Annotated in this window: 14 protein-coding genes; 5 read left to right on the top strand and 9 right to left on the bottom strand. The window is 66.8% G+C overall.

Annotated features, from left to right (window positions below):
• Position 1 precedes the first annotated feature (1 nt).
• Positions 2-1,006, bottom strand: a complete 1,005-nt coding sequence (locus ASF57_RS14175) for a MoxR family ATPase (RefSeq protein ID WP_056484350.1) — start codon at positions 1,004-1,006, stop codon at positions 2-4.
• Between the two features lie 230 nt (positions 1,007-1,236).
• Here ASF57_RS14175 and ASF57_RS14170 point away from each other — a divergent pair, with 230 nt between their 5' ends.
• Genes ASF57_RS14170 through ASF57_RS14155 form a run of 4 tightly spaced genes read left to right on the top strand, consistent with a single transcriptional unit; the run spans position 1,237 to position 3,996 of the window.
• Positions 1,237-1,815: a DUF1285 domain-containing protein gene (locus ASF57_RS14170; RefSeq protein ID WP_056484601.1), complete on the top strand. Its 579-nt coding sequence runs from the start codon at positions 1,237-1,239 to the stop codon at positions 1,813-1,815.
• Positions 1,812-2,453, top strand: a complete 642-nt coding sequence (locus ASF57_RS14165; RefSeq protein WP_056484347.1) for a CoA pyrophosphatase — start codon at positions 1,812-1,814, stop codon at positions 2,451-2,453. The genes ASF57_RS14170 and ASF57_RS14165 overlap by 4 nt, the downstream gene beginning before the upstream one ends.
• 35 nt (positions 2,454-2,488) lie before the next feature.
• Complete coding sequence (locus tag ASF57_RS14160; RefSeq protein WP_056179772.1) at positions 2,489-2,746, top strand: DUF6111 family protein; 258 nt, start codon at positions 2,489-2,491, stop codon at positions 2,744-2,746.
• A complete protein-coding gene (locus tag ASF57_RS14155; RefSeq protein WP_056484342.1) occupies positions 2,743-3,996 on the top strand; it encodes a CCA tRNA nucleotidyltransferase in 1,254 nt (417 codons plus the stop codon). Before ASF57_RS14160 ends, ASF57_RS14155 begins: the two co-directional genes overlap by 4 nt.
• A gap of 3 nt (positions 3,997-3,999) precedes the next feature.
• On the opposite strand, the gene atpC is transcribed toward ASF57_RS14155, so the two are convergent.
• The 8 genes from atpC to ASF57_RS14115 all read right to left on the bottom strand — a co-directional run bounded on the left by atpC (position 4,000) and on the right by ASF57_RS14115 (position 11,087).
• A complete protein-coding gene (gene atpC, locus ASF57_RS14150; RefSeq protein WP_056179765.1) occupies positions 4,000-4,401 on the bottom strand; it encodes an ATP synthase F1 subunit epsilon in 402 nt (133 codons plus the stop codon).
• Between the two features lie 82 nt (positions 4,402-4,483).
• On the bottom strand, positions 4,484-4,732 hold the full coding sequence (locus ASF57_RS14145) for a hypothetical protein (protein WP_056179762.1): 249 nt from the start codon (positions 4,730-4,732) through the stop codon (positions 4,484-4,486).
• A gap of 4 nt (positions 4,733-4,736) precedes the next feature.
• Positions 4,737-6,197, bottom strand: a complete 1,461-nt coding sequence (gene atpD / locus ASF57_RS14140) for a F0F1 ATP synthase subunit beta (RefSeq protein WP_056484339.1) — start codon at positions 6,195-6,197, stop codon at positions 4,737-4,739.
• A gap of 45 nt (positions 6,198-6,242) precedes the next feature.
• A complete protein-coding gene (locus ASF57_RS14135) occupies positions 6,243-7,118 on the bottom strand; it encodes a F0F1 ATP synthase subunit gamma (protein WP_056179754.1) in 876 nt (291 codons plus the stop codon).
• Positions 7,119-7,237: 119 nt separating this feature from the next.
• Positions 7,238-8,767, bottom strand: a complete 1,530-nt coding sequence (gene atpA, locus ASF57_RS14130; protein ID WP_056179751.1) for a F0F1 ATP synthase subunit alpha — start codon at positions 8,765-8,767, stop codon at positions 7,238-7,240.
• A 70-nt stretch (positions 8,768-8,837) separates the two neighbouring features.
• Positions 8,838-9,410, bottom strand: a complete 573-nt coding sequence (locus ASF57_RS14125; RefSeq protein WP_056484336.1) for a F0F1 ATP synthase subunit delta — start codon at positions 9,408-9,410, stop codon at positions 8,838-8,840.
• A gap of 260 nt (positions 9,411-9,670) precedes the next feature.
• The gene (locus tag ASF57_RS14120; RefSeq protein ID WP_056179745.1) at positions 9,671-10,381 is read right to left on the bottom strand and encodes a DsbA family protein; all 711 of its coding nucleotides are present in this window, start codon (positions 10,379-10,381) and stop codon (positions 9,671-9,673) included.
• Positions 10,382-10,460: 79 nt separating this feature from the next.
• Positions 10,461-11,087: a 2-hydroxychromene-2-carboxylate isomerase gene (locus tag ASF57_RS14115; RefSeq protein ID WP_056179743.1), complete on the bottom strand. Its 627-nt coding sequence runs from the start codon at positions 11,085-11,087 to the stop codon at positions 10,461-10,463.
• A 194-nt stretch (positions 11,088-11,281) separates the two neighbouring features.
• Here ASF57_RS14115 and ASF57_RS14110 point away from each other — a divergent pair, with 194 nt between their 5' ends.
• Positions 11,282-12,523 (top strand): argininosuccinate synthase, encoded by a 1,242-nt coding sequence (locus ASF57_RS14110; protein ID WP_056484333.1) that lies wholly within the window; start codon positions 11,282-11,284, stop codon positions 12,521-12,523.
• Positions 12,524-12,546: the final 23 nt, after the last annotated feature.

The following is a 12,546-nucleotide window of genomic DNA, read 5'->3' as shown; positions in this document are numbered from 1 at the left end:
GTTAGAGCTTGCCGGCGAGCTGGGCGATGAGGCCCGAAATGGTCTCGCCGTCGGCACGCGCCGCGAAGCTGAGCGCCATGCGGTGCTTCAGGACCGGCTCGGCCAGCGCCTTCACGTCGGCGACGGAGGGCGCAACGCGTCCCTCGATCAGCGCGCGAGCGCGCACCGCCAGAGTCAGAGCCTGACTGGCGCGTGGACCCGGTCCCCACAGCAGCTTGCCCTTGAGGGAGGGATCCCCGTCCTCCGGCCGCGCGGCACGCACGAGGTCGAGGATGGCATCGACCACTGCGTCGCCCACCGGCAGGCGGCGCACCAGGCGCTGGGCCGTTAACAGCGCCTCGGTGGACATCACGGCCACCGGCTTGTGTTCGTCGCTTCCGGTGGTCTCGATCAGGATGCGGCGCTCGGCGGCACGATCGGGATAGCCGACATCGATCTCAAGGAGGAACCGATCGAGTTGGGCCTCGGGCAGCGGGTAGGTCCCTTCCTGCTCGATCGGGTTCTGGGTCGCGAGCACGTGAAAAGGTCGCGGCAGATCGTGGCGTTCGCCCGCCACCGAGACGAAATGCTCCTGCATGGCCTGAAGCAAAGCCGATTGGGTGCGGGGGCTAGCGCGGTTGATCTCGTCCGCCATGAGAAGCTGGGTGAAGACCGGCCCTTTGACGAAACGGAACGAGCGGTGCCGATCGGCATCCTCGTCGAGAATTTCAGTGCCGAGGATGTCGGAGGGCATCAGGTCCGGCGTGAACTGCACCCGCCGGGCATCGAGCCCGAGTACGGTGCCGAGGGTCTCGACGAGCTTCGTCTTCGCCAGACCCGGCAGCCCGACGAGGAGGCCGTGGCCGCCCGCCAGAATTGTGATGAGGGCGAGGTCGACCACCTGCTCCTGGCCGAAAATCACCTTGTGGATCGCCTCGCGCGCCTGCCCCACCGATCCGAGACAGGCTTCCGCCGTGGCGACGATGCCGTCATCGAGGGGAGTGGCCGGCTGGGAGCCCTGGATCATGCGTGTCGGTCCTGGCGTCTCGGCGCCGGCCGTCGAGGGCCGGGTGCCGCGGGAATACGCGAACAATGCGCGGGCCTGTCAGCGACCCTCAACGCGGGAGTGTGGCGCCCTTTCCCGCACGCTGGCAAGGTCGGCGCGACGACGCAGGGTTCAGTCCTGCGCGAGCGGCTCACGGGCGAGGCACGAGGCCGGATCGTGTTCTCACTGTCCAGATGCGCTATCTAGCGTTCATGACCGACCCCGCCGCCGCCGTCGGAGATCCGACGATCGACCGACTCCGTTTCGCCCTCGGGAACGCGACGCGGCGCGGCCCGCCGCCGGTGGAGCGCTGGAACCCACCCTATTGCGGCGCCATCGACATGCGGATTGCTGCCGATGGCACCTGGCACCACGACGGCGCTCCGATTCGCCGGCCTGCCCTGGTCAAACTCTTCGCCTCGATCCTGCGGCGCGAGCCCGACGGCAGCTTCGTGCTGGTCACCCCCGTGGAGAGCGTCGGCATCACGGTCGAAGACGCGCCGTTCGTGGCCGTCGAGATGGCCATCGAGGGCGACGGTCCCGACCGGCGTATCGCTTTCCGCACCAATGTCGACGATCTGGTCCCGGTGGGTGCCGACCACGGCTTGCGGTTCGCGCCGGATGCTGCCGGAGGCCTGCGCCCCTATGTCCATGTCCGCCGGGATCTCTGGGCCCTGCTCACCCGGGCACTGACCTACGACCTGTTGGCGCTCGCCGAGGACCGTGAAGGTTGGCTCGGCGTCGAGGCCGGCGGCCTCTTCCACCGCATCGCGCCCGCCGAGAGCGCATGACGCACGACGTCGCGCTGACGGACCTCCTCGCCCGGGCCGCCGACCACCTGTCCTTCGAACCGCCGGGCGAGGGTGACCCGACGGCGAACCCCCGCGGCGACCACGACCTCGATGGCGCCGATGACGCCGTGGTGCCGGGGCCGCCCCATCGGCGCGCCGCGGTGCTGGTACCGGTGCTGCCCCGCGCCACGGGGCCGAGCGTCCTGTTCACCGTGCGCGCCGCGCACCTGCGCGACCATTCGGGCCAGATCGCGTTTCCGGGCGGCAAGATCGACGCCGACGATCCGACTCCGGCCGATGCCGCCCTGCGCGAGGCGCGGGAAGAAGTCGGCCTGACAGCCGATGCGATCCGGGTGCTGGGTTATCTTGATCCGTATCTGTCGGCCACCGGCTTCCTGGTCGTCCCGGTCCTCGGACTGGTTGACCCGGAGGCGCGCCTGAACCTGAACGCCGACGAGGTCGCCACGACTTTCGAGGTTCCGCTGGCGCACCTCCTCGATCGGACACAGCGCCGCATCGAGAGCGCGGAATGGCGCGGACGCCGGAGGCGTTACTATGTCACCCTGTATGGGCCGTACCGGATCTGGGGGGTGACCGCCGGAATTCTGAACAACCTCCAAGAGCGGCTCTACCCCTGACCCGGCGTTCAGATCGTCCACTTCAAAAGAGTCTCATGATTCGTCGCGTCCTCGAAGAATTCCTGATTTTCCTCTCGCCGTTCCTTGTCTTCGCGTTCTTTCTCGCGATCACCGGGCGCAAGCCCTATGACCGCGCCCATTGGACCGGACAGGCCTTCCGGTTGACTCTGGCCGGCCTCGGCCTCGTCATCCTCTCCTTGGTCGCGATCGGGCTCTTCAGCGAGCGGCATCGCGGGGGCTACGTCCCACCTCACCTGGAGAACGGACAGGTCGTGCCCGGTCGGTTCCAGTGAGCGAGCAGGCGTTCCATTCAGCAGCCCACGACACCCGAGGGCTCGCGCATCTCCTCAAGCGGCCCGGTGTTAGACGGGTGCTCACAGCCCTGACGCGGGACGGAGAGGCGACCCGCCTCGTGGGCGGCTGCGTCCGCGATGCGCTGCTCGGGCGCATCGGCGACGACATCGACCTCGCCACCACGCTGCAGCCGAACGACGTGATCGCGTGCGCCGAGCGCGCTGGACTTCGGGCGATCCCGACCGGCATCGAGCACGGCACCGTGACGCTGCTCGTCGGCGACACCACCTTCGAGGTCACCACCCTGCGTGAGGATGTGGAGACCGATGGGCGCCACGCCGTGGTCCGGTTCGGCCGGGATTTCGCTCTGGATGCCCAGCGCCGGGACTTCACCATCAACGCGCTTTCCCTCGATGCCGAGGGCTGGCTGCATGATACGACAGGCGGGGTGGATGACCTTCGAGCCGGGCGCGTCCGATTCATCGGTGAGGCTCGGACGCGCATCCGCGAAGACGCCCTGCGCATCCTGCGCTTCTTCCGGTTTCATGCCCGCTACGGGGCAGGTCGCCCCGACCCGGAGGGGCTCGCGGCCTGCATCGAAGCGCGGGATGCCCTGGATGGCCTGTCGCGCGAGCGGGTCCGCGCGGAGTTCTTGAATCTGCTGCGGGCGCCGGGAGCAACGGCTGCCATCGAAACCCTGAGCGAGACCGGCTTGTTGATGCGCCTGATCGGGGGCCTCGGCGATCTCGGCCGGTTCAACCGCGTCGTCAAGGACGGGGCCGACAACGCGGAGATCGACAGGCTGGCGGCCCTGGCGGTGTTCTCCGCCGCCGATGCCGAACGCCTCGGACTGGCGCTGCGGCTCTCAAAGGCAGAACAGGCTGCCCTCACGGACTATGCCAGTGCGGTGGCCGCCCTGCATGGTCGTGTCGTCGTCGATTCCCGTGAGATCCGCCGGCTTGCCGCGTGCCACACCACGGCGGCACTGGCCCTGGCCCAACGGGCGACCCACGGCGAAGGCCCTTCGGTGTGGTCGCCGGACGCCACAACGTATCTCGACGATGTGGAGGCTGGGCGAGTGGCGGCGCCGAGGCTTCCGCTCACGGGTGCCGATCTGGTGGCGCGTGGGGTACCGCCGGGGCCGGAGATCGGCCGTCGCCTCGCGAAAGCGCGCGACCTTTGGCTCGAACGCGGATGCCCCGAGGACGAAGCCGCGCGCAACGATCTGCTCGCGCGCGCGACCGTGTAGGCGCTAGAAGTTGAGGGCGACCTTGGCGTCGCGAAGCTGGACGATCTGACCGGTCAACTCGTCCTTGCGGGCGAAGTCCTCGGTGGCATCACGCAGCATTTCGATCGCCTCGATGTCACGGTCGAGGGATTCCTGCGTGATTTCCTCGAATGGGTTCGCCCGCTCCGCGATGACCGTCACCGAGGTCGGGCCGATATCGGCGAAACCGCCGCGGACGAGAACGCGCTTACCGGTGTGACCAACCTCGTTGATCACGATCACGCCGACCTTGAGCGCCGTGAGCACGGGGGCGTGGCCGGGGAGAACGGTCATTTCACCCTCGACACCGGGCAGCTGAACCGCCTCGATCGGGCCGGAATACACGGTCCGCTCAGGGCCGACGAAATCGAACTGGAAGGTGGCCATGTGGTCGAGGATCCCGGTTCGGGGTGTCTGTTTGGAGTGACGGCGCGCCATGCCTCGGTGGCGCGCGCCGTCCGCTTCGTCGTCAGGCGCCGCGACGATCGGCAACGAAGCCGATCCCGAGGCCCAGCACCGCACCGATGACAGCGAAGATGCCGATATGTTGCATCTGGCCCGTGGTCAGGGAGCCGCCGCGCGTACCAGCCGGTGCATCTCCCTGAACTTCGAGGCTGAACGAGCCGATCTTGATCTCGGCAGCCTCGGGCCGGGTGAGATACCCGGCCAGACCGCCGACCACGAGACCGACCAGCAGTAGAACGATCTTGGAGTTCAAGACCTCAGGCCGCCGCAGCGATCTTCTTCGCCTTTTCCTTGGCGTCCTCGATCGTGCCGACCATGTAGAACGCCGCCTCCGGCAGGTCGTCGTAGTCGCCGTTCACGAGGCCCTTGAAGCCCTTGATCGTGTCAGCCAGCGGGACCTGGATGCCCGGCGAGCCGGTGAAGATCTCGGCCACCGAGAAGGGCTGCGAGAAGAAGCGCTCGATCTTGCGGGCGCGGGCGACGGTCAGCTTGTCCTCTTCCGAGAGCTCATCCATGCCCAGGATCGCGATGATGTCCTGAAGGGCCTTGTAACGCTGCAGGGTCTGCTGGACGCGGCGGGCGACGTCGTAATGCTCCTCGCCGAGAACGGCGGGGTTGAGCATGCGCGAGGTGGAGTCCAGCGGATCCACGGCCGGGTAGATGCCCTTCTCGGCGATCGAGCGCGACAGCACGGTGGTGGCGTCGAGGTGGGCGAACGAGGCGGCGGGCGCCGGGTCGGTCAGATCGTCGGCCGGCACGTAGATGGCCTGCACCGAGGTGATCGAGCCCTTGGTGGTGGTGGTGATGCGCTCCTGCAGGGCGCCCATGTCAGTGGCGAGCGTCGGCTGGTAGCCCACGGCCGACGGGATACGACCGAGCAGCGCCGACACTTCCGAGCCGGCCTGCGTGAAGCGGAAGATGTTGTCCACGAAGAACAGCACGTCCTGACCCTGGTCGCGGAAGTCTTCCGCGATGGTCAGGCCGGTGAGCGCGACGCGCGAGCGGGCGCCGGGGGACTCGTTCATCTGGCCATAGACCAGGGCGCACTTGGAGCCTTCCGCCGAGCCGTTGTGCTCCTTCGGGTCCATGTTCACCTTGGACTCGATCATCTCGTGGTAGAGATCGTTGCCCTCGCGGGTGCGCTCACCGACGCCGGCGAAGACCGAGTAGCCGGAGTGAACCTTGGCGATGTTGTTGATCAGCTCCATGATCAGCACGGTCTTGCCGACGCCGGCGCCGCCGAACAGGCCGATCTTTCCGCCCTTGGCGTAGGGAGCGAGCAGGTCGACCACCTTGATGCCGGTGACGAGGATCTGCGACTCGGTGGACTGCTCGGAATAGGCGGGGGCCGGCTGGTGGATGGCGCGGAGCGTGTCAGACTGGATCGGGCCGGCCTCGTCGATGGGCTCGCCGATGACGTTCATGATGCGGCCGAGGGTGTTGAAGCCGACCGGAACCTTGATGGCCTCGCCGGTGTCGGTGACCTCCTGGCCGCGGACCAGACCTTCCGAGGTGTCCATGGCGATGCAGCGCACGGTGCTCTCGCCAAGCTGCATTGCGACCTCGAGAACGAGGCGGCTGCCGTTGTTCTTGGTCTCCAGGGCGTTCAGGATCTCGGGCAGGTGGCCGTCGAAGTGAACGTCGACCACGGGGCCGATGACCTGGGTGATCTTGCCGACCTTGCTTGAGCCGGCGCCGGGGAGAGCGGTGTTCGCCATGTTACGGGTCCTTTGAAAATGGTGTGGTCAGGGCGTCGGGTGCGCTTAGAGCGCTTCGGCGCCCGAGATGATCTCGATGAGTTCCTTGGTGATCATGGCCTGACGCGTCCGGTTGTAGATCTGCGTCTGCTTCTTGATCATCTCGCCGGCGTTGCGCGTGGCGGAATCCATGGCACCCGTTCGGGCGCCCTGCTCGGAGGCGGCGTTCTCGAGGAGTGCCCGGAACACCTGAACGGTCAGGTTGCGCGGAAGCAGCGTATCGAGGATCGCCTCCTCGCTCGGCTCGAACTGGAGCGCAGCGTCGGGTGCGGTGGCACCCGTCTCAGGCAGCTCGGCCGGGATCAGCTTCTGGGCGGTCGGAATCTGCGAGATCACCGAGCGGAAGCGCGAGTAGAACAGGGTCGCAACATCGAATTCACCGGCATCGAAGCGGGCGATGATGCTGTTGGCGATCTCGGCAGCGAACTCGTAATCGACCGCCTTGTTGCCGCGCAGATCGCGGTTCTCGATGATCTCGTCACGGAACTGGCGACGGAGCAGGTCGTAGCCCTTCTTGCCGACGGTGATGATCTTCACCGTCTTGCCTTCGGCCGCCAGCCTACGGGCGTGGTCGCGGGCGAGACGTGCAATCGAGGAGTTGAAACCGCCGCACAGGCCGCGATCGGCCGTGCACACGACGAGCAGGTGCGTCTTCTCAGAACCGGTTCCAGAGAGGAGCCGGGGACCCTGGACGCCGCCCACCAGGTTGGCCGCGAGGTTTCCGAGAACCTGGGACATCTTCTCGGCGTAGGGGCGCGCGCTTTCGGCAGCCATCTGGGCCCGCCGCAGCTTGGCGGCGGCGACCATCTGCATCGCCTTGGTGATCTTCTGCGTGCCCTTCACCGAAGTGATGCGGTTCCGCAGATCCTTCAAACTCGCCATGGGGTGACTTCCAGATCCATCCGCTGCCGCTCAAGGCGAGACGCCCGAACGACCCGGGCGCCTGCTCTCACTGAGATCCGGCCACCCTGGGGCGGCCGGTTTCGCTTTCGTGGCGCGCCTCAGGCGAGCGACTTGGCGACGCTTTCGACGACGCCCTTCAGCGTCTTGGCGCTGTCGTCCGACAGATCCTTCGAGTCGCGGATTTTGGTGAGAAGGTCGGCGTGCTTGGTCCGGAGGGCCGAGAGCAGAGCGTCCTCGAAGGGGCGAACCTTGTTCAGCGGCAGGGTGTCGAGGTACCCGTTCACGCCGGCATAGATCACCGCAACCTGCTCTTCCATCTTCAGCGGCGAGAACTGCGGCTGCTTGAGGAGTTCTGTCAGGCGCGAACCACGGTTCAGGAGCTTCTGGGTCGAGGCGTCGAGATCCGAGCCGAACTGCGCGAACGCGGCCATTTCGCGGTACTGCGCGAGCTCGCCTTTGATCTTGCCGGCGACCTTCTTCATCGCCTTCGTCTGGGCCGACGAGCCGACGCGGGAGACCGAGAGGCCGACGTTCACCGCCGGACGGATGCCCTGGTAGAACAGATCAGTCTCAAGGAAGATCTGACCGTCGGTGATCGAGATCACGTTGGTGGGGATGTAGGCCGAGACGTCGTTGGCCTGGGTTTCGATGACCGGCAGCGCGGTCAGCGAGCCGTTACCGGCAGCGTCGCCCATCTTGGCGGCGCGCTCGAGCAGGCGCGAGTGCAGGTAGAACACGTCGCCCGGGTAAGCCTCGCGGCCCGGCGGGCGGCGCAGGAGCAGAGACATCTGGCGGTAGGCCACGGCCTGCTTGGAGAGATCGTCATACACGATCACGGCATGCATGCCGTTGTCGCGGAAATACTCGCCCATGGCGCACCCGGCGAAGGGCGCGATGAACTGCATCGGCGCGGCGTCGGAGGCGGTGGCGGCGATGACGATCGAGTACTCGAGCGCACCGTTGTCTTCCAGCGACTTCACGAACTGAGCGACGGTGGAGCGCTTCTGGCCGATGGCGACGTAGACGCAATAGAGCTTGGCGTTCTCGTCGGTGCCGGCATGGGCCGGCTTCTGGTTCAGAATGGTGTCGAGGGCGATAGCGGTCTTGCCGGTCTGGCGATCGCCGATGATCAGTTCGCGTTGGCCCCGGCCGACGGGGATCAGGGCATCGATGGCCTTGAGGCCGGTAGCCATCGGCTCATGCACCGACTTGCGCGGGATGATACCCGGGGCCTTCACGTCGACGCGCCGACGCTCGGTGGTGGCGATGGGACCCTTGCCGTCGATGGGGTTGCCGAGCGCGTCGACGACGCGGCCGAGCAGCGCCTTGCCGACCGGTACGTCCACGATGGCGCCGGTGCGCTTGACGGTCTGGCCTTCCTTGATGTCGCGGTCGGACCCGAAGATCACGATGCCGACGTTGTCCTGCTCGAGGTTGAGGGCCATGCCGCGCACGCCCGACTCGAACTCGACCATCTCGCCGGCCTGGACGCTGTCGAGGCCGTAGGCACGGGCGATGCCGTCACCGACGGACAGAACCTGACCGACCTCGGTGACTTCGGCTTCCTGGCCGAAGTTCTTGATCTGATCCTTCAGGATCGCGGAGATCTCGGCGGCGCGGATATCCATCGTCGGGCCTCTTGTCTTTAGATTGATTGATTGGGGTCAGGAACGGGAAGCAGTCGGGCCTGGAAGGCCCTTACCGGGCTTCCCGCATCGCAAGGCGAATTCCATTGAGCTTGGTGCGCAGGGAGGCGTCCACCATGCGGCTGCCGATCTTGACCACGAGGCCACCGATCAGGCTGGGGTCGATGCGCAGGTCCAGGTCGATCTCCGACTTGGCGACGTCGCGAAGAGAGGCCTTGATGTCTTCGATCACAGCGTCCGAAGGACGCTCGGCGACGGTGACCTCGGCTCGCACGATGCCCTTCGATTCCCGCACCAGGGCGCGGAAGCCGCGGATCATGTCCGGCAGCGCGAAGAGACGACGATTGGAGGCCGCGAGACGGATGAAGTTGCCACCCAGACCGCCGATGCCGGACTTCTCCAGGAGGGCGACGATGGCAGTTTCCTGCTCGGCGCCGGAGAAGACCGGGCTGCGCACGAAGCGGCGCAGGTCGGCGCTCTCCTTCAGCATGGCGTCGAACTGATCGAGGCTCGCCGCGACACCATCGATGTCGCGCTCATCACGCGCCAGTTCAAACAAGGCCGACGCGTAACGCGCCGCTACGCCTGCAACCGGGGAACCCGCCTCGGAACCGTTCTGCGCCACGCGCCGCTCTCTCTTCAATCCTGCCTGAGGGCTCCGGCCTTGTCGCACCGTTGTTGGGCGCGGGCTTGCGAAACCGTCAGGATTGGGAACGTGCCGGTCTGCGCGGACCTTGAAAAGCCCGCCCTTCCGGCGCGGCGAGGGCCTAGCATGCGTGTCCGGGGGGCGCAAGACGACGGAACTTGCGCCGATGCGTTGTGCAACGCGACATGCCGAACCCCGTTCCGATGGGGGCAAACGGTGGCGAAGGTGAGGCCGCGCCGTCAGCAGGCGATCCGGTCGCAGCGCCGGGTGGCGGCGATCATCCGGGCCAGGGCCTTCGGGCCCGGATGGCCGAGAAGGCCGGTGTTGCCGAGTACGTAGGAGGGCGTCGCCGCGAGGCCGAGATCTGCTGCCATCCGCATCTGCGCCTTGAGCGCGAGCCGGACGTCTTCGCTGTCGGCGATGCTCTCGATCTCCGTCGCTGCCACGCCGAGTTTGGCCGCCGCCTGCAGGGCGCCCGGACCGTCGATCTTACCCGGCCTGGCGAGCAGCGTTCGGTACAGATTCCAGGTGGCAGCCGACCCGAGCTTGCGCTGGATCGCGAGAGCGACCTTGGCGGCCTGGGCGGACTGGACCGCGAGAATGGGGTTGTTGATCAGGCCGATCCGCAGCGACGGGTCGCTCTCGCTGAGGGAGACCATGTCGGCCGCTGCCTTCCGGCAATAGGGGCAGTTGTAGTCGAAGAACTCATACAGCGTGGTCTCGGCCTCGGCCGGACCGATATACGTGACCCCGCGCAGGGCGGGGATCTCACCGACGATCTCGCCTGGCAGGCGCATGTTGGCGATGGGGCGGCCCTCGTCGTTCTCCACCTTGAACGCCTGACCGTATCCTTGAGCCAGAGCGGCACCGACGGACCCAATTCCGGCGGAGAGGCCCGCGGAGGCGAGGAGGAAACGCCGGCGGTCGAGGCGCGGGAACGCGAAGCTCATGGGGCGGCCCTGGAAGCGGGGGAGACGAAAAACCGCCCGGCTTCTAGACCCGCTGACGCCGGACCGCCAGCGGCACGCCTCAACGCATGGCGCCGGGCCGATCGCCGGCGGCCCAGGCCAGGGCCTGCTCCAGACGGTCGTTGCCCCAGAACAACTCGCCATCGTTGGTCAGGAAAGTCGGTGCGCCGAAGATGCCGCGCGAGCGCGCCTCCTCCCCGTTGACGCGCAGGCGACCCTTGTTGGTCTCGGCGGCCGCCTGCTTCAGGATGATGGTTCCGTCGAGGCCGAGCCCGTTGAGGAGCGACACCACGGCCGGCGGTTCGGCGATGGACTGCCCGCGGGCGAACTGACTCTCGTAGACGGCCTTCGAGAACGGCACGAGCCACTCGTAATCCATGCCATAGGTGGCCGCGCGCGTGGCGCTGAGACTGTTCTGGGGGAAAGGATCAGGTCGCTTGACCGGAGGCAGACCCTGCCGGGCGGCTTCTCGCTCGACGTCGCGCCACATATGGCGGCCCTTGGCGGCGTAGAGGTTGAAGGGCGAGGAGTTCCAACCCTGCGCCGCGAAAATGGGCCCTACCAGGAAGGGCCGCCAGCGGATCTCCACGCCAACGGCCTCTCCCAGGGCTTCGATCCGCATCGCCGACAGATAGGAATAAGTGGACGCGAACTCGTACCAGAATTCGAGGGTCGGCCTGCGCGGCATGCGTCGAATCTCCGGGATCGAGAATGGTCTTGAGTGTCGCCCGACGCTTGGCTCGCCACAAGGCGGTCGCGCGACATGGTCTTCACCGGCCACAATTACCTCGAGCGAACGCGCCCGGCGGCACGGCGGTTGCACGGCCCCGCGCTCCGCTGATAAGCCGCCGCAATCCAAACTCCGAACGCAAAGCGAGCCCCATGACCGACGCGAACCCGAAGCCCGTCAACAAGGTCGTGCTCGCCTATTCGGGGGGCCTCGACACCTCGATCATCCTCAAGTGGCTCCAGACCACCTATGGATGCGAGGTCATCACCTTCACGGCCGACCTGGGTCAGGGCGAGGAGTTGGAACCCGCCCGCAAGAAAGCGGAACTGCTCGGCATCAAGCCCGAAAACATCTTCATCGAGGACCTGCGCGAGGAGTTCGTACGCGACTACGTGTTCCCGATGTTCCGGGCCAACGCCGTCTATGAGGGCGTCTACCTCCTCGGTACCTCCATCGCCCGGCCGTTGATCGCCAAGAAGCAGATCGAGATCGCCGAGCGGCTGGGTGCGGACGCCGTCTGTCACGGCGCCACCGGCAAGGGCAACGACCAGGTCCGGTTCGAGCTGGGCTATTACGCGCTCAAGCCCGACGTGACGGTCATCGCCCCCTGGCGGGAATGGGACCTGAAAAGCCGCGAGCAGCTCATCGCCTTCGCGGAACAGCACCAGATTCCGATCTCGAAGGACAAGCGCGGCGAGAGCCCCTTCTCCGTCGATGCCAATCTCCTGCATGCCTCGTCCGAGGGCAAGGTTCTGGAGGACCCAGCCGACGAGGTTCCCGACTACGTCTACTCACGGACGATCTCGCCGGAGGAGGCTCCCGAGACGCCGACCATCATCACCATCGGCTTCGAGACGGGCGATGCGGTCTCCATCGACGGCGAACGCCTGTCGCCCGCGAGCCTGCTCGCCAAGCTGAATCAGCTCGGCCACGACAACGGTATCGGCCGGCTCGACCTCGTGGAAAACCGCTTCGTCGGCATGAAGAGCCGCGGCATGTACGAGACGCCCGGCGGCACCATCCTGTTGCCGGCCCACCGCGCCATCGAGTCGATCACGCTGGACCGGGGTGCCGCGCACCTGAAGGACCAGCTCATGCCGCAATACGCGGAGCTGATCTACAACGGCTTCTGGTTCAGCCCGGAGCGCGAGATGCTACAGGCCCTGATCGACAAGAGCCAGGAGATGGTCACCGGTGAAGTCCGTCTGAAACTCTACAAGGGCGGCGTCCACGTCATCGGACGCACCAGCCCGAACTCGCTCTACGACCAGGACCTCGTCACGTTCGAGGAGGGCGCCGTCGCCTACGACCATCGCGATGCGGCGGGCTTCATCAAGCTTAACGCCCTGCGCCTGCGTACATTGGCCCAGCGGAAGAAGAAGCTCGGGGGCTGAACGGAACCGGACCGGCCGGGGCC

The organism is Methylobacterium sp. Leaf117, assembly GCF_001422985.1.
In the GTDB taxonomy this organism is placed as follows: Bacteria; Pseudomonadota; Alphaproteobacteria; order Rhizobiales; family Beijerinckiaceae; genus Methylobacterium.
This window is presented reverse-complemented; position numbering and strand designations above follow the sequence as displayed.

Coding starts and splice junctions, on each gene's coding strand:
- ASF57_RS14175 (WP_056484350.1), bottom strand. CDS start 1,006: ATGATCCAGGGCTCCCAGCCGGCCACTCCCCTCGATGACGGCATCGTC.
- ASF57_RS14170 (WP_056484601.1), top strand. CDS start 1,237: ATGACCGACCCCGCCGCCGCCGTCGGAGATCCGACGATCGACCGACTC.
- ASF57_RS14165 (WP_056484347.1), top strand. CDS start 1,812: ATGACGCACGACGTCGCGCTGACGGACCTCCTCGCCCGGGCCGCCGAC.
- ASF57_RS14160 (WP_056179772.1), top strand. CDS start 2,489: ATGATTCGTCGCGTCCTCGAAGAATTCCTGATTTTCCTCTCGCCGTTC.
- atpC (WP_056179765.1), bottom strand. CDS start 4,401: ATGGCCACCTTCCAGTTCGATTTCGTCGGCCCTGAGCGGACCGTGTAT.
- atpD (WP_056484339.1), bottom strand. CDS start 6,197: ATGGCGAACACCGCTCTCCCCGGCGCCGGCTCAAGCAAGGTCGGCAAG.
- ASF57_RS14135 (WP_056179754.1), bottom strand. CDS start 7,118: ATGGCGAGTTTGAAGGATCTGCGGAACCGCATCACTTCGGTGAAGGGC.
- atpA (WP_056179751.1), bottom strand. CDS start 8,767: ATGGATATCCGCGCCGCCGAGATCTCCGCGATCCTGAAGGATCAGATC.
- ASF57_RS14120 (WP_056179745.1), bottom strand. CDS start 10,381: ATGAGCTTCGCGTTCCCGCGCCTCGACCGCCGGCGTTTCCTCCTCGCC.
- ASF57_RS14115 (WP_056179743.1), bottom strand. CDS start 11,087: ATGCCGCGCAGGCCGACCCTCGAATTCTGGTACGAGTTCGCGTCCACT.
- ASF57_RS14110 (WP_056484333.1), top strand. CDS start 11,282: ATGACCGACGCGAACCCGAAGCCCGTCAACAAGGTCGTGCTCGCCTAT.